The sequence below is a fragment of the Streptomyces sp. NPDC047886 genome (genome assembly GCF_043204435.1).
GTDB lineage: Bacteria > Actinomycetota > Actinomycetes > Streptomycetales > Streptomycetaceae > Streptomyces.
Window position 1 is genome coordinate 161,666 of record NZ_JBIDCF010000002.1, and the last position, 18,158, is coordinate 179,823.

The window sequence follows — 18,158 nt, forward strand, 5'->3', positions numbered from 1 at the left end:
GGTCAGGCCGAGGCCGTGTCCGCCGGAGCCTGGGCGGGCTCGGGAGCCACAGGGGCGGAAGAGATGTCGGCGGCCTCTTCCCCCGCCTCGGCCGCGGCCTTCGCCGCTGCCTCCCGCTCGTCCGCGGCGGCGCGGATGGCCCGCCACGCGGACTCCGCTGCCTGCTGCTCCGCTTCCTTCTTGCTGCGGCCGGTGCCGGTGCCGTACGAGACACCACCGACGCGGGCAGCAGCAGTGAAGGTCTTCTCGTGGTCCGGTCCTGTCTCGGTGACCAGGTACTCCGGAACGCCGAGGCCCTCGGCCGCGGTCAGCTCCTGGAGGCTGGTCTTCCAGTCCAGGCCGGCGCCGAGGTTCGAGGACTGCTCGATCAGCGGGTCGAAGAGCCGGTGCACCAGCTCGGACGCCGCTTCGAGGCCCTGGTCGAGATAGACCGCACCGATCACCGCTTCAAGGGTGTCGGCGAGGATGGAAGCCTTGTCCCGGCCTCCGGTGCCCTCTTCGCCCCGGCCAAGCCGGATGAAGGAGCCCAGATCGAGGCCACGGCCGACCTCCGCCAGCGCACGTGAGTTGACCACCGCGGCCCGCAGCTTGGCGAGCTGGCCTTCCGGCAGGTCCGGGTGGTTGCGGTACAGCGTGTCCGTGACCACCAGGCCGAGCACGGAGTCCCCGAGGAACTCCAGGCGCTCGTTGGTGGGCAGGCCGCCGTTCTCGTACGCGTAGGAACGGTGGGTCAGCGCACGCACCAGAAGGGCGGACTCGAGCTGGTAGCCGAGCCGCCCTTCCAGAAGCGTGTGGGACGAGGCCGTGTTCTCCGCCTGCTTCTTGGCGTCATCCGCCATTTTCTGGCCAGACACGGTGCCTCTCACCAGCCGCTCAGACCTCGAGGACCTGGCGCTTGTTGTACGTGCCGCAGCTCGGGCACGCGATGTGCTGCTGCTTCGGCTCCTGGCAACGCTCACACGAAACCAGGGTGGGGACCGCAGCCTTCCACTGCGACCGGCGGTGGCGCGTGTTGCTGCGCGACATCTTCCGCTTCGGAACAGCCACGGCTACTTCTCCTGCTTCTCGTCGACGCCCGCTTCGGCGCCGCTCATGTTGTCCTTCTCGCCGGTTCCGAGTGAATCGGCGAGTCCCTGCAGTGCCGCCCAACGAATGTCGACGGCGTCATGGTGGTGGTCCGGGTCGTCGTTCAGACCGGCCCCGCATTCGGGACACAGTCCGGCGCAGTCCTCCCGGCACACCGGCTGCATCGGCAGTGCGAGCACCACCGCATCGCGCAGCACGGGTTCGAGGTCGAACATGCCGTCCTCGAGGGGGATCATGTCCTCGTCCTCGGCGTCGACGACCTCTTTGTCGGGGGCCGCCTGCCTGCTGCGGCCCCGGTCGTCGGCGTCGGGGTACGAGAACATCTCCTGGAAGTCCGCCGCGACCTCTTGGCGCAGCGGCTCCAGACACCTTACGCACTCCCCCTCGGCGGCCGCACGGGCGGTGCCTGTGACAAGCACCCCTTCCATGACGGACTCGAGGCGGAGCTCCAGCTCGACGGGCGAGCCCTCCGGTACGCCGATGACCCCTTCGACACCGAGATCGGCGGGGGCGTCGACGGAGCGGGACAGCCGCTGGAGAGCACCGGGACGCCGCCCCAGCTCGTGCGTGTCGAACACGAGGGGGTTGCGGTGGTCGAGGCGCGTACTCAGGGCTTTTCCTGCTTTCGGATCGTGTGGGGGGCCGCCCCGTTCGCATCGGGGGCCGAAGCGGGCAGCCGGGATCGCGGACGTACTCGCGACCGAAGAGCCAGGATACTGGACGCTTCGCCCACAGCCCAATCCGGGCCGGTGGGCGGCCGGGGGCGGCGGGTCAGCGGCCCTGCTCGTAGCGGCGCAGCTCCTCCATGTCGATCATGCTGGTGTCGAAGAAGCTGGTCTCGTCCAGGGCCGCGCCCTGCTGGGGCTGCGGCACCGGCTGGCCGGGGTGCTGGGCCTGCGGCTGCCCGTAGGCGGCGTAGGGGTCGGCCTGCTGGGCGTAGCCCTGGTCGTAGGTCTGCTCGTACCCCTGGTCGTAGCCCTGCTGCTGGTATGCGGCGTAGGGGTCCTGCTGGTACGCGTAGGCGTCCTGCGGCTGGTGCTGCGGCTGGGGCGGCTGCTGCGGCTGCGGGTAGGCGGCGTACGGGTCGGGCTCCTGCGGCACGGGCTGCTGCTGGGGCTGCGGGTCGGGGTCGGCGAGCTCGGCGAGGCCGGCCAGGTAGTCGGCGTCGCTGGTGTGCTGCCGCGGGTCGCCGGCGGCGTCCTGGGCCGCCATGTGCTCACCGAGGGCGTCGGTGGCGATCCGGCCGTGCAGCTTCTGCCGGCCCCGGCCGACCGCGTCCAGGGTCTTGCTGAGGACCGCCTCGAAGGCGCCGAGCTTGGCGTCGACGTACTCGTCGGCGCGCTGGATGAGCGTCTGCGGGTCGGCGCTGTACTCGGGGGCGTCCTCGTCGGCGTAGCCGTGCTCGTCGAGCCCGGGGCCCCGGCCGAGCAGCTTCTCGCGGCCCCGGTCCACGGAGCCGATGGTCTTGGTGAGGACGACCTCGAAGTTGGCGAGCTTGGAGTCGACGTACTCGTCGGCCTCCGCGCGGATCTCCTCGGCCTCCTGGCGGGCGACGGCGAGGATCCGGTCGGCCTCCTCCTGGGACTGCCGGGCGACCTGGGTGTCGGAGATCAGTGAGCCGCGCTCGGCGTGGGCGGCCTCGATGATCCGCTCGGCCTCGTGGCGGGCCTGCTCGACCAGCTGCCGGCGGCCGCCGATCAGCTCCTGGGCCTCGGCCAGCGAGTCGGGCAGGGCCTGGCGTACCTCTTCGAGCAGCGAGAGCAGCTCGGCGCGGTTGACCACGCAGGAGGCCGACATGGGCATGGACCGGGCGTTTTCGACCACCGCGACGATCTCGTCGAGCTTCTTCTGCACGTCCACCGTGTGCTCGTCACTCTCTACAGCCGGATTGGAGACGGACGGGACGACTGTACGGCCAGTCGGCCCCCGCCCGACACCAAGTGACGGATCGTCAGTGGATCACGCCGGTGGGTCATCGCGGGGGATCACTTCTCGCGCAGGCGGGCGGAGAGCGCCTCGTGGACGATCGGCGGGAGCAGGTGGGAGACGTCTCCGCCCCAGGCGGCGACCTCCTTGACCAGCGAGGACGACAGGAAGCTGTAGGTGGGGTTGGTGGGCACGAAGAGGGTCTCCACGCCCGTGAGGCCGTTGTTCATCTGGGCCATCTGGAGCTCGTAGTCGAAGTCGCTGACGGCGCGCAGCCCCTTGACGATGGCGGGGATCTCGCGCTCCTTGCAGAAGTCGACCAGCAGCCCGTGGTGGGACTCGACCACGACGTTGTCGTACTCGGCCGTCACACGGCGGATCATGTCCATCCGCTCCTCGACGGTGAACAGGCCCTTCTTTGACTGGTTGATCATCACCGCGACGTGGACGACGTCGTACAGCTTGGAGGCGCGGGCGATGATGTCGAGATGTCCGTTGGTGATGGGGTCGAACGACCCCGGACAGACTGCTCGGCGCAACTGAAGTCCCTCGCTCTCCGGTCCGGTCATGGTGCGTCTTCGCACGTAGAGGCGGCGCGACCGTACCAAAACGTTCCCTCGCCGTAGCGACGGGCCCGCAGTGGTTCGAATCCCTCCGGCCAGCCGAATTCTCCGCCTCTGGTGCTGCGCTCCACGGTGACGAGGGCGTCGTCCGTGAGCCAGCCCTGAGAGCGGAGTGTGAGGAGGATCTCGCGAAGATCGTCGTCCGGTACGGCGTACGGCGGGTCGAGGAACACCGCGTCGTACGGGGCGGTCGGCGCCGGACCCGTCACGATCTGCTCCGCTTTGCCGGTGCGGACCTCCGCGCCCGGCAGGCCGAGCGCCCGGACGTTCTCGCGGACCGTGCGGGCGGCCCGGGCGTCGGCCTCCACCAGCAGGGCGTGGGAGGCTCCGCGCGAGAGCGCCTCCAGGCCGACGGCGCCGGAACCGGCGTACAGGTCGGCGACCCGGATGCCGTGGAGTGTGCCGATGAGCGCCTGCCAGGTGGAGAACAGGCCCTCGCGCGCGCGGTCCGATGTGGGGCGGGTGCCGTTGCCGGGCGGCACGGCCAGGCGGCGCCCGCCGGCCGTGCCGGCGATCACGCGGGTCATCTGTGGTGAGTCCTTCGTCCTTCGCGGGAGAGCTTGCCTCCACGATATGGCCCGGTGGCGGGCCCGGCGTGTCAGCCCTTGTCCAGGAACTCCTCCCGCTCCTTGTCGAGCAGGGCGTCCAGCGCCGTGCGCAGTTCGGGCAGGTGCTCCAGGTCCGGGTCGGCGGCGACGACGGCGGTGGCCTCGGCGCGGGCGGCGGCGATGACCTCCTCGTCCTCGATGACGGCGAGCATCCGCAGCGAGGAGCGGGCGCCCGACTGGGCCTGGCCGAGCACGTCGCCCTCGCGGCGCTGTTCGAGGTCGATACGGGACAGCTCGAAGCCGTCGAGGGTGGCGGCGACGGCGGCGAGCCGCTGCCTGGCGGGGCTCGCCTCGGGCATCTCGGAGACGAGCAGGCACAGGCCGGGCGCGGAGCCCCGGCCGACCCGGCCGCGCAGCTGGTGGAGTTGGGACACGCCGAACCGGTCCGCGTCCATGATGACCATGACCGTGGCGTTCGGGACGTTGACGCCGACCTCGATGACCGTGGTCGCGACGAGCACGTCGGCCTCGCCTGCGGCGAAGCGGCGCATCACGGCGTCCTTGTCGTCGGGGTGCATCCTGCCGTGCAGCGCCTCGACACGCAGACCGGCGAGCGGGCCCTTGGCGAGCTGGTCGGCGACGTCGAGGACGGCGAGCGGCGGGCGCTTCTCCGCCATGTCCTCCGGGGACGAAGGGGCCTTCGAGCTGTTCGGGGCCTTCGGGGTGTTCGGCGTGTTCGGCGTGTTCGGGGTCTTCTTCCCCGGCTCGTCGTCGCCGTCGCCGATGCGGGGGCAGACGACATACGCCTGGTGGCCGTTCTCGACCTCCTCGCGGACCCGCTGCCAGGCCCGGGACAGGAAGTGCGGCTTGTCGGCGGCCGGGACGACATGGCTGGCGATCGGCGACCGGCCGGCCGGGAGCTGGTCCAGGACGGAGGTCTCCAGGTCGCCGAAGACGGTCATGGCGACCGTGCGCGGGATGGGCGTGGCGGTCATGACGAGCAGGTGCGGGGTCCGCCTCTCCCCCTGGGAGTGGCCCTTGCCCCGGAGGGCGTCGCGCTGTTCGACGCCGAAGCGGTGCTGTTCGTCGACGACGACCAGTCCGAGGTCGTGGAACGTGACCTTGTCCTGGATCAGCGCGTGCGTGCCGATGACGATGCCGGCCTCGCCGGTGACCAGGTCGAGCAGCGCCTGACGGCGGGCCGCCGCGCCCATGGAGCCGGTGAGCAGCACGACCTTGGTGGCCTGTTCGGCGCCCCCGAGCATCCCGCCGTCGGCGAGGTCGCCCATCATCTCGGTGATGGACCGGTGGTGCTGCTGGGCGAGGACCTCGGTGGGGGCGAGCATGGCCGCCTGGCCGCCCGCGTCGACCACGGCGAGCATGGCGCGCAGCGCGACCATGGTCTTGCCGGAGCCGACCTCGCCCTGGAGGAGGCGGTGCATGGGGTGTTCGGTGGCGAGGTCGTCGAAAATCTCCTGGGAGACCGCCCGCTGTCCGTCGGTGAGGGTGAAGGGCAGCCGGGCGTCGAAGGCGTCCAGCAGGCCGCCCGGCTCGGGTTTCCGGGCGACGGCGGGCAGCTGGGTGTCGGCGTACCGGCGGCGGGCCAGGGCGACCTGGAGCACGAACGCCTCGTCCCACTTGAGCCGCTCGCGGGCGTCCTCGATCTCGGCCTTGGTGCGCGGCCTGTGGACCTTGCGCAGGGCGTCCGGGAGGTCGGTGAGGCCCCGGCCCTCGCGCAGCGCGGGGGGCAGCGGGTCGACCGCCTCCACGGCGAGGGGCAGGACCGCGTCGACGGCTTTGGCGATCTTCCAGGACTCCAGTTTGGTGGTGGCCGGGTAGATCGGGATGAGGGCTCCGGCCCAGGCGTCCACGGCCTGGTCGCCGTCGCCTCGGAGCAGTTCGTAGGCGGGGTGCGCGAGCTGGAGCTTGCGGTTGAACAGGGAGACCTTGCCGGCGAACATCGCGCGGGTGCCGGGCAGCAGGTCCTTGTGCGGCTTGTGGACGCCCTTGCCGAAGAAGACCAGTTGCAGGCGGCCGCTGCCGTCGGTGATCGTCACCTCGAGCCGCTGGCCCCGGCCCCTGGATCCGCTGAACGTGTGCACGCGGGCGTCCGCGACCTGCGCGACGACGGTGACGTGCTCGTCCAGCGGCAGGTCGGCGAGCGCGGTCAGCTCGCCACGCTCCGCGTACCGCCGGGGGTAGTGGTGGAGCAGGTCGCCGACCGTGTGGAGGTCGAGGTGCTCGGCCATCACCTTGGCGGTGGCGGGTCCGAGGACCTTCTTCAACGGATCACTCAGCACAGGGGCGGCCCTCCTCGCGCGTCCAGGTCCGGGAGCGTCCCCGGTCGACACTGCCATTGCACACCACGCCGCTGACAGTCGGCGCTATTCGACGCCGATCAGGAGCGGGGCGGACTGGCGGCCGCCGTGGTAGACGCAGGTGTCGACGGCCAGGTGGTGTTCGCGTACGTGGGTCTCCAGGCGCCCGGCGAGGGCCGGGGGCGCGTCGTCGGCGAGGACGAGGGTGACGAGTTCGCCGCCCGCCGAGAGCATCCGGTCGAGCACCGTGACGGCGGTGTCCGTGAGGTCCTGGCCGATCACGGCCACGTCGCCGTCGATGAGACCGAGGACGTCGCCCGCCTGGCACACGCCCGCCGAGGTGAACGACTGGCGTTCGGCCACGGCCAGTTCGCCGTAGCGGGTGGCGCCGGCGGCGGCGGTCATGGCGACGACGTCCTCGTCGAACCGCCGGTCGGGCGCGTGGACGGCGAGCGCGGCGATGCCCTGGACGGCGGCCCGGGTGGGGATGAGCGCGACGCGGACGCCTTCGGTGCGGGCCTGTTCGGCGGCGGCCGCCGCGGTGTGCCGCCACTCGGCGGCGTTCGGCAGGAGGACGACCTCGCGCGCGTGGGCGCGGCGGATCGCGTCGACCAGTTCGCCGCTGGCCGGGGCCCGGCCGGGCCGGACCAGCACGGTCGTGGCGCCGGCCTCTTCGCAGAGCGCGGCGAGCCCCTCACCGGGGACGACGGCCACCACGGCCCGCTGGGTCGGCTCGGCGGGGGCGGCCGTGTCCGTCGCGAAGTGGGTGATGCGGATCCGGTACGGGCGGCCCGCCTCGACGCCCGCCTCGACGGCCGCGCCCGCGTCGTCCACGTGGACGTGGACGTTCCACAGGCCGTCGCCGCCGACGACGACGAGCGAGTCGCCGAGCGCGTCGAGCCGGTCCCGCAGCCGGGCCACGGCGGTGTCGTCGGCCTCCAGGAGGTAGATCACCTCGTACGCCGGTCCGCCCGGGGCCGCGCACGGGTCCTCGTGCGGGGCCACCACGTGGGGCTGCGGGCGCGGGGAGCGCACCGGCGCCTCCCCCGACACCGCCTCGACCAGCGCGCCCAGCACGGTGACCAGGCCGCGCCCGCCCGCGTCCACGACGCCGGCCCGCTCCAGGACGGCGAGCTGCCCGGGAGTGGCCTCCAGGGCGGTGCGGGCGCCCTCGTACGCGGCGCGGGCGACCGCCACCAGGTCGGTGCCGTCCTCGGGGGCCCGGGACGCCGCAGCGGCGGCCACGCTCAGGATGGTGCCCTCGACGGGGTGGGCGACGGCGTCCCTGGCCGAGTCGGAGGCCCTGCGCAGCGCCCTGGCGAGGTGTTCGGCCCGCTGTCCTTCGGCGAGCACCTCGGCCATGCCGCGCAGCAGCTGGGACAGGATGGTCCCGGAGTTGCCCCGGGCGCCGATCAGGGCGCCGTGCGCCATGGCGCGTACCGCGTCGGCGGGCGCGGGAGCCTGGCCGGAGCCGGAGCCGGGGGCCCGGTCGGAGTCCGCGCCGGAGGTCGGGGCGGAGTCCCCGCCGGAGGTCGGATCGGAGTCCCCGCCGGAGGTCGGATCGGAGTCCGCGCCGGGATCCCGGTCGGAGCGGGGGCCGGAGCCGGGGGCCCGACCGGGCGAGGAGAGACCGGCCTCGTCGTCGGCGAACAGCGCCTCGACGGCCTGGCGGGCGGACTCCACGGTCAGGTACAGGTTGGTGCCGGTGTCACCGTCCGCGACCGGATAGACATTGATCGCGTCGATCTCCTCGCGCTCCCGGCCGAGCGCGTCGAGCGCCAGCGAGCACCACGTGCGGACCACCGAGGAGTCAAGGGACTGCGGCACCTGGTGATCCTCCTCGCGCGTGGGCTGCACCGCAGGGTAGACCCCGGGGCGGGCCCGGGGCCGAGGCGGGGGGCGGGCGGACCGTGGTAGTTTCGTTCTACCGAGGCAGCCGTTGTATGCTGCTCCGGTTGCCCGATGAAAGTCGGGCCATTCCCCCGGCAACGCCACTTCAGTCACTACGACCTGATTCCGGCTCGCCGGATTTCACTGTAAGTGCATCTGAAGTCTTTGGAGTGACCCGTGGCTGCCAACTGCGACGTCTGCGGCAAGGGGCCGGGCTTCGGCAACAACATTTCGCACTCGCACCGCCGTACGTCTCGTCGCTGGAACCCCAACATCCAGCGCGTGCGTGCCGTGGTCGGTCGGACGCCGAAGCGGCTCAACGTCTGCACCTCGTGCATCAAGGCCGGCAAGGTCTCGCGCTAACCGCGACGTTTCGTCGTAGCGCAGCCTCTGCGGTTGCCTTGAAAGCCGGTCCACCTCGGTGGGCCGGCTTTTCGCCGTACCCGGACACCGGGAGAGCCGCGACACCGGGAGAGCCGCCGACCGCCGTACCCGGAACCCGGAAGAGCCCCCGGCGTGGCCGGGGGCTCTTCCGGTGCGGGTCAGCGCAGCCGCCAGCCGTGGTCGACCGGGCCGATGCCGGCACCGAGCGCGAACCCGGCCGCGATGGCGCCGGTCACGTACTCCTTCGCCGCGCGGACCGCGTCCGGCACGTCCATGCCCCGGGCCAGCCCGGCGGCCACGGCCGAGGCGAGGGTGCAGCCGGTGCCGTGGGTGTGCCGGTTGTCGTGGCGCGGGGCGCGCAGCCAGTGCTCCTGCCGCCCGTCGGTCAGCAGATCGACCGCGTCGCCCGCCAGGTGACCGCCCTTGACGAGGGCCCAGCGGGGCCCGAACTCCAGGATCGCGTGGGCGGCCGTCCGCAGATCGTCCTCCGACCGCACGATCACTCCGGTCAGCCGTGCCACTTCGTCCAGGTTCGGGGTGGCGACGGTCGCGGCGGGCAGCAGCCGGGTGCGGACCGAGTCCAGCGCGGACGCCGCGAGCAGATCGTCCCCGTGCTTGGACACCCCGACGGGGTCGACCACCACGGGGGCGTCCATGCCGGACAGCAGGTCCGCCACCGTCTCGACGAGCGGCGCCGACGCCAGCATCCCGGTCTTCACGGCCTGCACGCCGATGTCGTCCACGACGCTGCGGAACTGGGCGCGCACCGCTTCTCCGGGCAGTTCCCAGGCGCCCTGGACGCCCTGGGAGTTCTGCGCGGTGACGGCGGTGATCACGCTCATGCCGTGCACGCCGAGGGCGAGCATGGTCTTCAGGTCGGCCTGGATGCCGGCGCCGCCGCCCGAGTCGGATCCGGCGACGGTCAGCACCCGGGGCGGGGCCGCGTGTGGCGCGGTCACTCATGTCCTCCGAAGTGGTCCCAGCCGCCGGTGCTGGTCCAGGGGGCGCCGTCGACGGTCACCTGGGGCAGCGCCGAGGGGTTGAGGACCTCGCCGATGACCTTCCAGCGGGCGGGCAGCTTCACATCGGGCGGGAAGGTCGCCACGATCGCGTGGTCCTCTCCCCCGGTGAGCACCCACTGCAGCGGGTCGACGCCGACGGCCTGGCCGATGTCGTTCATCTGCGTGGGGATGTCGATCAGCCCGGAGCGCAGGTCGATACGGACCTTGCTGGCCTCGGCGATGTGGCGGAGGTCGGCGATCAGGCCGTCGCTGACGTCGCACATGGCGGTGGCGCCGAGCCCGGCCGCCGCGGGGCCCGCGTGGTACGGCGGTTCGGGCCGGCGGTGCGCCTCCACGAAGGCGCGCGGCGAGCGGAAGCCACGGGACAGTACGGCGTATCCGGCGGCGGACCAGCCGAGCCAGCCGGTGTAGGCGACGACGTCGCCCGGCTGGGCGCCGCCCCGGGTGACGGGCTCGTGGTTGCGCAGGTCGCCGAGCGCGGTGATCGCGACGGTGATGGTCTCGCCGCGTACGACGTCACCGCCGACGACGGCCGCGCCGGCGACCTGGCACTCGTCGCGCAGGCCGTCCATGAGTTCGCTGGGCCAGGTCGCGGGCAGTTCGGCGGGGACGACCAGGCCGAGCAGCAGCGCGGTGGGGACGGCGCCCATGGCGGCGATGTCCGCGAGGTTCTGCGCGGCGGCCTTGCGGCCGACGTCGTACGCGGTGGACCAGTCGCGGCGGAAGTGGCGGCCCTCCAGCAGGATGTCCGTGCTGGCGACCACGCGCCGGTCGGGCGCGGCCACGACCGCCGCGTCGTCGCCCGGCCCGATCCGTACCGCCGGGGTCGTGGTCAGCCGGGAGGTGAGCTCCCTGATGAGCCCGAACTCCCCCAGCTCGCCGACAGTGCCCTTCACCGAGGTTCACCTCTCCATGTCGTCGTGGAGGCACCGTACGGCCCGCGCCCGCCGGCGGACACCCCTGGGGTGCGCGTCAGCTGGCCGGGGCCGGTCCGTGCCCCTTCTGCCCCCGTGTGGTTGCGGTCGCGAGCGGTCACTGCTGTGGGTACCGTCGAGGAGACCGTCAACTTCTGTCGTGCGTGCGCCACGCTGCGGGCGCCCCGGGCCGCGCAGGTCTCCCCGCGGCCCGTGACGACGCGGTACCGTGGCGTCCCTTTCTTCCCTGGGTCTTCCCAGCCCAGGATGAATCTCGTGGCCGCCCTGGAGGTTCCGTGGTACAGGCGTACATCCTTATCCAGACCGAGGTGGGCAAGGCGTCGACGGTCGCCGAACTCATCTCGAAGATCCCCGGCGTGATCCAGGCCGAGGACGTGACGGGTCCGTACGACGTGATCGTGCGCGCACAGGCCGACACGGTCGACGATCTCGGCCGGATGGTGGTCGCCAAGGTCCAGCAAGTGGAAGGCATCACCCGTACTCTGACCTGCCCGGTCGTCCACCTCTAGCCCCCGTCTACCCTGGGCCGGTGATGTCTTCCCACCGGCTTGTCCGCCTGCCCGCCGCTGCCGCCGCTGCCACCGTCGTGGTGCTGGCGGCCGCGGGCTGCCTCCCCACGGACGCGCAGGCGCCGGTCGCGGTTCCCAGCCCGTCGGCCGAGGTGGCCGCCGTCTGCCGCGCGCTGTACCAGGAGCTTCCGAAGACCGTCGCGGGACTCGACCGGAGTGATCCGGAGCCGGGTTCCGAGCTGACCGCCGGGTGGGGGGACGGGGCGATCGTACTGCGCTGCGGGGTCCCCCGGCCCGACCGGATGAGCGATCCGCAGGCGCAGGCCGTCGAGGCCGACGGCGTCGACTGGCTGCTGGAGCGGCGGGAGGGCACCGGCCCCCGGTTCACCACCACGTACCGCACGGCGTACGTGGAGGTGTCGTTGGACGAGCGGTTCGCGCATGACGCCGGCCCGCTCACCGCTTTCGCCGGCCCCGTCGAGAAGACCGTGCCGTCGAGCCTCTGACCGCTCCGTCGAACCTCCGGCCGCCCCGAAGGCGACACCCGCGCAGGCCGCGGGCGTCGCCTTCGGTCTCTGTGTGCGTCGCGGACCGGTCCGGCCGGCGCGGGCCGGTCGGGCTAGCGCAGGCCGGTCGGGCGGCGCAGCGCCGCCTGGATCAGCCGGTCGATGAGCTCCGGGTAGTCGACGCCGCTCGCTTCCCACATGCGCGGGTACATGGAGATCGGGGTGAAGCCCGGCATCGTGTTGATCTCGTTGATGACGAACTCGCCGTCGTCGGTGAGGAAGAAGTCCGCGCGGACCAGGCCCTCGCAGGACGCCGCGTCGAACGCGGCGATCGCCAGCCGCTGGACCTCCTCGGTCTGCTCGGGCGTGATCGGCGCGGGCACGACACCGGACGCGGAGTCGATGTACTTGGCCTCGAAGTCGTAGAAGTCGTGGTCGGTGACGGGCGGGATCCAGGCGGGGGCGCTGGCGCGCGGGCCGTCCTCGAACTCCAGCACCCCGCACTCGATCTCGCGGCCCGTGAGCAGCGACTCGACGAGGATCTTCGGGTCGTGCCGGCGGGCCTCCTCGATCGCCGGTTCGAGACCGGAGATGTCGTCGACCTTGGTGATGCCCATGGAGGAGCCGGCCCGGGCGGGCTTCACGAAGAGCGGCCAGCCGTGCTCCGCCGCGAAGTCCACGATCCTGGCGCGGGCGCCGGAGGGGTCCTGCTCCCACTCGCGGGGGCGGATCACCTCGTACGGGCCGACGGGCAGCCCGAAGGAGATGAACACCCGCTTCATGTACTCCTTGTCCTGGCCGACGGCCGAGGCGAGGACCCCGGCGCCGACATAGGGCACACCGGCGAGCTCCAGCAGGCCCTGCAGGGTGCCGTCCTCGCCGTACGGGCCGTGCAGCACCGGGAAGACGACGTCGACCTCGCCGAGTGCCTTCGGTACGGAGCTGGGCTCCGTGTAGAGGACCTCGCGACTGGTGGGGTCGGCGGACAGGACGACGCTGCCATCGCCGGGTTCGGCGAGGTCGGCGACGCTCGGCAGCGCGCGGTCGGCGATGGCCATCCGCTCCGGCGCGTCGGCGGTCAGCGCCCAGCGGCCGTCCGTGGTGATGCCGATGGGGAGCACGTCGTACTTCGTCCGGTCGATGGCGCGCAGGACGGCGCCGGCCGTGACGACGGAGATGGCGTGCTCGGAGCTGCGTCCGCCGAAGACGACGGCCACGCGCGGCTTACGCCCGGGGCTGGTGGGGAGGTTCTCGCTGCTCATATCGCGATGAGCGTACCCGCTCGTAGGGGCGGCGTCAGCGCCGCTCGGGCTTGGCGCTGCGCGACATCAGCTCCTTGAGCGCCACCATCGGGGGCTTCCCCTCGTGGACGATGCCGACGACCGTTTCCGTGATGGGCATGTCGACGCCGTGGCGGCGGGCCAGATCGAGCACCGACTCGCAGGACTTGACGCCCTCGGCGGTCTGCCTGGTGACCGCGATGGTCTCCTCCAGGGTCATGCCCTTGCCGAGGTTGAAACCGAACGTGTGGTTCCGCGACAGCGGGGACGAGCAGGTGGCGACCAGGTCGCCGAGGCCCGCGAGTCCGGAGAAGGTCAGCGGTTCGGCGCCCATGGCGAGGCCGAGGCGGGTGGTCTCGGCGAGGCCGCGGGTGATGAGCGAGCCCTTGGCGTTGTCGCCGAGGCCCATGCCGTCGGCGATGCCTACGGCCAGCCCGATGACGTTCTTGACGGCGCCGCCGAGCTCGCAGCCGACGACGTCGGTGTTGGTGTACGGGCGGAAGTACGGGGTGTGGCAGGCCGCCTGGAGGCGCCGCGCCACGGCCTCGTCGGCGCAGGCGACGACGGCGGCGGCGGGCATGCGGGCGACGATCTCCTTGGCGAGGTTGGGTCCCGTGACCACGGCGACGCGGTCCTGGGGCACCTCGGCGACCTCTCCGATGACCTCGCTCATCCGCTTGGCGGTGCCGAGTTCGATGCCCTTCATCAGGGAGACGAGGACGGTGTGGGGGGCGAGCTTCGGCGCCCACGCGGCGAGGTTGCCGCGGAGCGTCTGCGAGGGGATGGCCAGTACGGTGAAGTCGGCGTCCGCGGCGGCCTCGGCCGGGTCGGTGGTGGCGCGGACCGACGCCGGGAGTTCGACCCCGGGGAAGTAGTCCGGGTTGGTCCGGGTGGTGTTGACGGCCTCGGCGATCTCGGGCCTGCGGCCCCAGAGGGTCACGTCGCAGCCGGCGTCGGCGAGCACCATGCCGAAGGCCGTACCCCACGAGCCGGTTCCGAAGACGGCTGCCTTGACGGGGCGTGTCACTTGGCTTCCTCCCCTGCGGCCCTGCGGCGCTGTTCCAGCCGGGCCCTGCGGTGGTCGTACGGCTTGTCGGGGGCCTTCTCGCCCCGTACCTCCTCCAGCAGCGCGGTGATGGCGGCCATGATCTCCTCGGTCGCCTCGCGCAGCAGGTCGGGGGTGGGTTCCCGGTCGTAGAACCGGGAGAGGTCGACGGGCGGTCCTGCCAGCACCGTCAGGGTCTTGCGGGGGAGGAGACGGAGCTTCTTCTCCCTGGCGTACGGCGGCATCGCCAGGTTGGCGCCCCACTGGGCGACCGGGATGACCGGCACCTTGGTGAGGAGGGCGACGCGGGCGGCGCCTGTCTTGCCCGCCATGGGCCACATGTCCGGGTCGCGGGTGAGGGTGCCCTCGGGGTAGAAGGCGACGCACTCGCCGCGTTCGATGGCGGCGACCGCGGCCCGGAAGGCGTCCAGGGCGTTGGTGGTCTCGCGGTAGACGGGGATCTGCCCGGTACCGCGGAGCATCATCCCCACGAACGGGGCCTTGAAGAGTCCGGCTTTCGCCAGGAGACGCGGAACCCGTCCGGTGTTGTACTGGAAGTGCGCGTACGACAGGGGATCCAGGTACGAGTTGTGGTTGACGGCGGTGATGAATCCGCCTTCGGCCGGAATGTGCTCCATTCCCCGCCAGTCCCGCTTGAACAGAACCACCAGCGGCGGTTTTGCGATGACCGCCGCCAGGCGGTACCAGAAGCCGATTCTGCGGCGGGACACTCGCGCACCTTCCTGTGGGACTGCTGTGGATCTCGTCTTGCCGGGGGTCAAGTGTCGCCCCAGGCCCCTGGTCTGTCGAGAACACCGTACGCCCCGGTTCCGGTGGCGGCGCCCCTGCCCGCGACGCGGCCGCGCCACAATGTGCGGGATGCACAAGGACGGAGAGCGCGTCGCGGACCACGCCGTCGGCCTCGTCGCGCCGGCGGCCGGCACGGGCCCCTGGTCAGTGGTGATTCCCCTGAAACCCCTTGCCCTGGCGAAGAGCAGGCTTGCCTCGGCGGCCGGCCCCGGGGAGCGGCCGGGGCTCGCGCTGGCGTTCGCCCAGGACACGGTGGCGGCGGCGCTCGCCTGCCCGGCGGTACGGGATGTGGTGGTCGTCACGGACGACCGGGTGGCCGCCGTCACACTGGCCGCGCTGGGCGCCAGTGCCGTCCCCGACCGTCCGGCGGCGGGGCTCAACGCCGCACTGGCGTACGGGGCCGAGCGGGCCAGGGAGCGGCGGCCGGGGGCGCCGGTCGCGGCCCTCAACGCCGATCTGCCGGCGCTGCGGCCGGGGGAACTGGCCCGGGTCCTGGCGGCGGCGGGGCGATTTCCGCGAGCTTTTCTGACGGATGCCGCCGAAATCGGTACGACATTACTGACGGCCGGCCCCGGAATTGAATTGCGTCCGGCTTTCGGAGGTGCGTCGCGCCGGCGGCATTTGTCGTCGGGCGCGGTGGAAATCCTGCTGGCGGGGGTGGCTTCCGTACGGCAGGACGTGGACACGGGCGACGACCTGCGGGCGGCGCTGGCGCTGGGAGTGGGTCCGCACACGGCCGGACGGTGCCGGGCGGGGCGGCCGGGCGGCGCGAGCGCCCCGGGCGGCCGCTAGGCTGCGGTGCATGCAGGCGACCGCGTACACGTACGACCCCGATTCCCGCACCGGGAGTGTGCTGCTCGATGACGGCACCCCGGTGGACTTCGGCCGCGAGGCCTTCGACGCGGGCGGGCTGCTCCTGCTGCGGCCGGGGCAGCGGGTGCGGATCGAGACGGAGGGGCGGGGCGACTCCCTGCGGATCACCCTGGTGACGTTGCAGACGTTGTGAGCGCCGCCGCCGGGGGTGCTGTGCGCCGCCGGGGGCCGACACACCGCGGGCCGGGCTCCCTGAGGGGAGCCCGGCCCGGCGTGTGAGTGGCCCTTTGCCCGTGCGCGGCTTACTTCTTGCGCGCGGTGGTGGTCTTCTTGGCGGTGGTCTTGCGCGCCGTGGTCTTCTTGGCGGGCGCCTTCTTCGCCGTGGCCTTCTTCGCCGGGGCGGTCTTCTTCGCGGTGGTCTTCTTGGCCGCCGCGGTGGTCTTCTTCGCCGGTGCGGCCTTGGCCGTGGTGGTCTTCTTGGCCGGTGCGGCCTTCTTGGCGGTGGTCTTCTTCGCCGCGGCGGTGGTCTTCTTGGCGGCGGGCGTGGTCTTCTTCGCGGCGGCCTTCTTCGCCGCGGCGGTGGTCTTCTTGGCGGCGGCCTTCTTGCCCGCGGCCTTGGAGATGGTGGGCGGGGGGCCCGAAAGGCTGCCCTTGGGCGCCTTCTTGACGGCGACCTCGCCGCCCTTGGGCAGCTTCTTCGAGCCGCTGACCAGGTCCTTGAAGCCCTGACCTGCGCGGAAGCGCGGCACGGAGGTCTTCTTGACCCGCACCCGCTCACCGGTCTGGGGGTTGCGGGCGTACCGGGCCGGACGCTCGACCTTCTCGAACGAGCCGAAGCCGGTGACCGAGACCCGGTCGCCGCCGACCACGGCACGGACGATGGCGTCGAGTACCGCGTCGACGGCGTCCGCGGCGTTCTGACGGCCGCCCATCTTGTCGGCAATCGCTTCTACGAGCTGCGCCTTGTTCACGTCTTCCCCTTCGGAGACATTGCCGGAACGAAAGTGTTCAAGCTTTTTCGCACGTTAGGCAGATATATACCGCAAATCAAACACGAAACGGGCTAATCACCCTAGTGCCGCAACGAAGTCGGCTTCCGTCGGAGTTCGGGTGTCAGTCCCCTTCAGGGAATCGGCCCTCGTCGAGGTCCTTCATCAACCGGTCCAGACGCCTTGCGGCGTCCGCGAGATCGTGCTTCGCCGCTGCCGTGACGACCAACAGCTTCCGGGACAGCGCCATCCTTACGCCCTCCGGGACTTGCAGTGCGCGCACACGGGTGTGCGCTTCTTTCAGCCGGGCGGCGACGGCCTCGTAGAGCTCGAGTTGGCTGTCGCGTTCCATGCGCCGATTGTGCCATCTGGGGCGAGTTGTCGCCTCCGTAGGGGGTAACTGGCTTGCTCCCACAGGCTTTCGGGGCTCGGCTCACCGCCCTGGCTCCGACACGGTGCGGGTGCCCAAATCCCCTGGTCGCAAACGCGGTTGACCGCTCAGGCGGCCCCTTGGGAAGGGCCTCGGACGGGCCGTCGCACGACTTCGGGCCATGTCAGCCGGATGGCCGCGCGGCGGGTCGAACGGCCGCCGGGAGGGGCAGTTTCACGCCAACGCGCGATGGACGGCATACGCGTGCGAGAGCGACGGCCTCCGGTCCGGCCGGTGTCACGGATCCGGCGCGGACACGGCACGGATCCGGCGCGGACACGGCACGGATCCGGCGCGGACACGGCACGGATCCGGCGCGGACACGGCACGCGAGCCCGGACGCGGCGGTGCCCCCGGCCGGGGTTCGGCCGGGGGCACCGGGTGTCGCGGGGCGGGAGCGGGGCCCGCCGGGGGCGCACGCCCCGGGAAGGGCGCGGCGGAAGGGTCAGACGGGCAGGGTGCGCGGCTTGAACGAGGGGCGCTTCGCCTCGTACGCGGCGATGTCCTGCTCGTTCTGGAGCGTGATGCTGATGTCGTCCAGGCCGTTGAGCAGCCGCCAGCGGGCGTTCTCGTCCAGCTCGAAGTCGGCGGTGACGCCTTCGGCGCGGACCTGCCGGGCGACCAGGTCGACGGTGATCTCGGCCTGCGGGTCGGCCTCGGTCAGCTCCCACAGCGCGTCCACGGTCTTCTGGTCGAGGACCACCGTGAGCAGGCCGTTCTTCAGCGAGTTGCCCCGGAAGATGTCGGCGAACCGGGAGGAGACGACGGCCTGGAAACCGTAGTTCTGCAGGGCCCAGACGGCGTGCTCGCGCGAGGAGCCGGTGCCGAAGTCGGGGCCGGCGACCAGGACCGTGGCGCCCTGCCGCTCGGGCCGGTTGAGGACGAACTCGGGGTCCTTGCGCCAGGCCTCGAACAGCCCGTCCTCGAAGCCGTCCCGGGTGACCTTCTTCAGCCAGTGCGCGGGGATGATCTGGTCGGTGTCGACGTTGCTGCGGCGCAGCGGAACCGCGCGGCCGGTGTGCGTGGTGAAAGCTTCCATGGCTC

The 18,158-nt window shown here is 72.1% G+C and carries 21 protein-coding genes; 5 read left to right on the forward strand and 16 right to left on the reverse strand.

The window, feature by feature from the left end; genetic code table 11:
* Positions 1-2 precede the first annotated feature (2 nt).
* The 8 genes from rnc to ACGF5U_RS06505 all read right to left on the reverse strand — a co-directional run bounded on the left by rnc (position 3) and on the right by ACGF5U_RS06505 (position 8,328).
* A complete protein-coding gene (rnc, locus tag ACGF5U_RS06470; RefSeq protein WP_392710834.1) occupies positions 3-866 on the reverse strand; it encodes a ribonuclease III in 864 nt (287 codons plus the stop codon).
* A 7-nt stretch (positions 867-873) separates the two neighbouring features.
* On the reverse strand, positions 874-1,047 hold the full coding sequence (gene rpmF, locus ACGF5U_RS06475) for a 50S ribosomal protein L32 (protein ID WP_026165248.1): 174 nt from the start codon (positions 1,045-1,047) through the stop codon (positions 874-876).
* 2 nt (positions 1,048-1,049) lie between these two features.
* Positions 1,050-1,664, reverse strand: coding sequence for a YceD family protein (locus ACGF5U_RS06480; protein WP_392710836.1), 615 nt, complete (start codon positions 1,662-1,664; stop codon positions 1,050-1,052).
* Between the two features lie 193 nt (positions 1,665-1,857).
* On the reverse strand, positions 1,858-2,946 hold the full coding sequence (locus ACGF5U_RS06485) for an ATP synthase F0 subunit B (protein WP_392710837.1): 1,089 nt from the start codon (positions 2,944-2,946) through the stop codon (positions 1,858-1,860).
* A 125-nt stretch (positions 2,947-3,071) separates the two neighbouring features.
* The gene (gene coaD, locus ACGF5U_RS06490; protein ID WP_392710838.1) at positions 3,072-3,581 is read right to left on the reverse strand and encodes a pantetheine-phosphate adenylyltransferase; all 510 of its coding nucleotides are present in this window, start codon (positions 3,579-3,581) and stop codon (positions 3,072-3,074) included.
* Entirely contained in the window at positions 3,578-4,162 is a 585-nt protein-coding gene (rsmD, locus tag ACGF5U_RS06495) for a 16S rRNA (guanine(966)-N(2))-methyltransferase RsmD (protein WP_392710839.1), read from the reverse strand. Before rsmD ends, coaD begins: the two co-directional genes overlap by 4 nt.
* A gap of 71 nt (positions 4,163-4,233) precedes the next feature.
* Positions 4,234-6,540, reverse strand: coding sequence for an ATP-dependent DNA helicase RecG (recG, locus tag ACGF5U_RS06500; protein WP_392710840.1), 2,307 nt, complete (start codon positions 6,538-6,540; stop codon positions 4,234-4,236).
* 27 nt (positions 6,541-6,567) lie between these two features.
* Entirely contained in the window at positions 6,568-8,328 is a 1,761-nt protein-coding gene (locus ACGF5U_RS06505) for a DAK2 domain-containing protein (RefSeq protein ID WP_392710841.1), read from the reverse strand.
* A 240-nt stretch (positions 8,329-8,568) separates the two neighbouring features.
* On the opposite strand from ACGF5U_RS06505, the gene rpmB reads away from it, so the two are divergent.
* The gene (gene rpmB / locus ACGF5U_RS06510; RefSeq protein WP_003957616.1) at positions 8,569-8,754 is read left to right on the forward strand and encodes a 50S ribosomal protein L28; all 186 of its coding nucleotides are present in this window, start codon (positions 8,569-8,571) and stop codon (positions 8,752-8,754) included.
* A gap of 179 nt (positions 8,755-8,933) precedes the next feature.
* Here the strand turns inward: rpmB and thiD are convergent, their stop codons facing one another.
* Entirely contained in the window at positions 8,934-9,734 is an 801-nt protein-coding gene (gene thiD / locus ACGF5U_RS06515; RefSeq protein ID WP_392710843.1) for a bifunctional hydroxymethylpyrimidine kinase/phosphomethylpyrimidine kinase, read from the reverse strand.
* The gene (locus ACGF5U_RS06520; protein ID WP_392710844.1) at positions 9,731-10,693 is read right to left on the reverse strand and encodes a thiamine-phosphate kinase; all 963 of its coding nucleotides are present in this window, start codon (positions 10,691-10,693) and stop codon (positions 9,731-9,733) included. Before ACGF5U_RS06520 ends, thiD begins: the two co-directional genes overlap by 4 nt.
* A gap of 314 nt (positions 10,694-11,007) precedes the next feature.
* Between ACGF5U_RS06520 and ACGF5U_RS06525 the strand changes: the two genes are divergently transcribed.
* Together ACGF5U_RS06525 and ACGF5U_RS06530 are read left to right on the forward strand one after the other, a co-directional pair.
* The gene (locus ACGF5U_RS06525) at positions 11,008-11,241 is read left to right on the forward strand and encodes an Lrp/AsnC family transcriptional regulator (protein WP_392710845.1); all 234 of its coding nucleotides are present in this window, start codon (positions 11,008-11,010) and stop codon (positions 11,239-11,241) included.
* Positions 11,242-11,264: 23 nt separating this feature from the next.
* Positions 11,265-11,747: a DUF3515 domain-containing protein gene (locus ACGF5U_RS06530; protein ID WP_392711279.1), complete on the forward strand. Its 483-nt coding sequence runs from the start codon at positions 11,265-11,267 to the stop codon at positions 11,745-11,747.
* Between the two features lie 113 nt (positions 11,748-11,860).
* Here ACGF5U_RS06530 and ACGF5U_RS06535 read toward each other — a convergent pair whose 3' ends face one another.
* Genes ACGF5U_RS06535 through ACGF5U_RS06545 form a run of 3 tightly spaced genes read right to left on the reverse strand, consistent with a single transcriptional unit; the run spans position 11,861 to position 14,803 of the window.
* Positions 11,861-13,009, reverse strand: a complete 1,149-nt coding sequence (locus ACGF5U_RS06535) for a D-alanine--D-alanine ligase family protein (RefSeq protein ID WP_392710847.1) — start codon at positions 13,007-13,009, stop codon at positions 11,861-11,863.
* Positions 13,010-13,043: 34 nt separating this feature from the next.
* The gene (locus ACGF5U_RS06540) at positions 13,044-14,054 is read right to left on the reverse strand and encodes an NAD(P)H-dependent glycerol-3-phosphate dehydrogenase (RefSeq protein WP_392710848.1); all 1,011 of its coding nucleotides are present in this window, start codon (positions 14,052-14,054) and stop codon (positions 13,044-13,046) included.
* Positions 14,051-14,803: a lysophospholipid acyltransferase family protein gene (locus ACGF5U_RS06545; protein ID WP_392710849.1), complete on the reverse strand. Its 753-nt coding sequence runs from the start codon at positions 14,801-14,803 to the stop codon at positions 14,051-14,053. The genes ACGF5U_RS06540 and ACGF5U_RS06545 overlap by 4 nt, the downstream gene beginning before the upstream one ends.
* A gap of 148 nt (positions 14,804-14,951) precedes the next feature.
* Here ACGF5U_RS06545 and cofC point away from each other — a divergent pair, with 148 nt between their 5' ends.
* Positions 14,952-15,674, forward strand: a complete 723-nt coding sequence (cofC, locus tag ACGF5U_RS06550) for a 2-phospho-L-lactate guanylyltransferase (protein WP_392710850.1) — start codon at positions 14,952-14,954, stop codon at positions 15,672-15,674.
* Between the two features lie 10 nt (positions 15,675-15,684).
* Positions 15,685-15,888, forward strand: coding sequence for a hypothetical protein (locus ACGF5U_RS06555; protein ID WP_392710851.1), 204 nt, complete (start codon positions 15,685-15,687; stop codon positions 15,886-15,888).
* A 109-nt stretch (positions 15,889-15,997) separates the two neighbouring features.
* Here ACGF5U_RS06555 and ACGF5U_RS06560 read toward each other — a convergent pair whose 3' ends face one another.
* The 3 genes from ACGF5U_RS06560 to leuD all read right to left on the reverse strand — a co-directional run bounded on the left by ACGF5U_RS06560 (position 15,998) and on the right by leuD (position 18,153).
* Positions 15,998-16,666: an HU family DNA-binding protein gene (locus tag ACGF5U_RS06560; RefSeq protein ID WP_392710852.1), complete on the reverse strand. Its 669-nt coding sequence runs from the start codon at positions 16,664-16,666 to the stop codon at positions 15,998-16,000.
* Positions 16,667-16,808: 142 nt separating this feature from the next.
* Positions 16,809-17,036 (reverse strand): hypothetical protein, encoded by a 228-nt coding sequence (locus ACGF5U_RS06565; protein ID WP_392710853.1) that lies wholly within the window; start codon positions 17,034-17,036, stop codon positions 16,809-16,811.
* Between the two features lie 523 nt (positions 17,037-17,559).
* A complete protein-coding gene (gene leuD, locus ACGF5U_RS06570; RefSeq protein ID WP_392710854.1) occupies positions 17,560-18,153 on the reverse strand; it encodes a 3-isopropylmalate dehydratase small subunit in 594 nt (197 codons plus the stop codon).
* Positions 18,154-18,158: the final 5 nt, after the last annotated feature.

Coding starts and splice junctions, on each gene's coding strand:
- coaD (WP_392710838.1), bottom strand. CDS start 3,581: ATGACCGGACCGGAGAGCGAGGGACTTCAGTTGCGCCGAGCAGTCTGT.
- rsmD (WP_392710839.1), bottom strand. CDS start 4,162: ATGACCCGCGTGATCGCCGGCACGGCCGGCGGGCGCCGCCTGGCCGTG.
- ACGF5U_RS06555 (WP_392710851.1), top strand. CDS start 15,685: ATGCAGGCGACCGCGTACACGTACGACCCCGATTCCCGCACCGGGAGT.
- ACGF5U_RS06565 (WP_392710853.1), bottom strand. CDS start 17,036: ATGGAACGCGACAGCCAACTCGAGCTCTACGAGGCCGTCGCCGCCCGG.
- recG (WP_392710840.1), bottom strand. CDS start 6,540: ATGGCAGTGTCGACCGGGGACGCTCCCGGACCTGGACGCGCGAGGAGG.
- leuD (WP_392710854.1), bottom strand. CDS start 18,153: ATGGAAGCTTTCACCACGCACACCGGCCGCGCGGTTCCGCTGCGCCGC.
- cofC (WP_392710850.1), top strand. CDS start 14,952: ATGCACAAGGACGGAGAGCGCGTCGCGGACCACGCCGTCGGCCTCGTC.
- ACGF5U_RS06530 (WP_392711279.1), top strand. CDS start 11,265: ATGTCTTCCCACCGGCTTGTCCGCCTGCCCGCCGCTGCCGCCGCTGCC.
- ACGF5U_RS06535 (WP_392710847.1), bottom strand. CDS start 13,009: ATGAGCAGCGAGAACCTCCCCACCAGCCCCGGGCGTAAGCCGCGCGTG.